At 65.0% G+C, this 706-nt stretch carries 1 protein-coding gene; it reads right to left on the bottom strand.

What is annotated here, in order from left to right; translation table 11 throughout:
• On the bottom strand, nt 1–706 hold a 706-nt coding region (locus DXX99_RS10990; RefSeq protein ID WP_240610919.1), incomplete at both ends, for an EF-Tu C-terminal domain-related protein.

Here is a 706-nt window from a genome sequence, read left to right as displayed (position 1 = left end):
CCGGTGACCACGCCGGCCCCTACCGTGCGCCCGCCCTCGCGAATGGCGAAGCGCAGGCCCTCCTCAATGGCGATGGGGGTGATGAGCTCCACCTCCAGACGCACATTGTCCCCGGGCATCACCATCTCCACCCCTTCGGGCAGCTTGATCTCCCCGGTAACGTCCGTGGTCCGGAAGTAGAACTGCGGCCGGTAGCCGTTGAAGAACGGCGTGTGCCGCCCCCCTTCTTCCTTCGTCAGCACGTACACCTCCGCCGTGAACTTGCGGTGGGGCTTGATGGTGCCCGGCTTGGCCAGCACCATACCCCGCTCCACTTCCTTCCGCTCAATGCCCCGCAAGAGACACCCAACGTTGTCCCCCGCCACTCCTTCGTCCAGCACCTTGCGGAACATCTCCACGCTGGTGACCACCGTCTTCTTCGGCTTGTCGGCAAAGCCCACGATCTCTACTTCGTCGCCCGCTTTTATCCGACCCCGCTCGATCCGGCCCGTCACCACCGTGCCCCGCCCCGTTATGGTGAACACGTCCTCAATGGGCATGAGGAAGGGCTTGTCGACGTCCCGCTGCGGCGTCGGTATGTACTCGTCAACGGCGTCCAGAAGCTTCCAGATGGGGCCGCAGTTGGGGCACTCCCGCTGGCCGCAGCCGCACTCCAGAGCCTTCAGAGCCGAACCCACGATTACCGGAGCCTCGTCCCCGGGGAAGT

The sequence above is a fragment of the Ammonifex thiophilus genome (assembly GCF_003368535.1).
Classification (GTDB): Bacteria; Bacillota; Desulfotomaculia; order Desulfotomaculales; family Ammonificaceae; genus Ammonifex; species Ammonifex thiophilus.
This window is presented reverse-complemented; position numbering and strand designations above follow the sequence as displayed.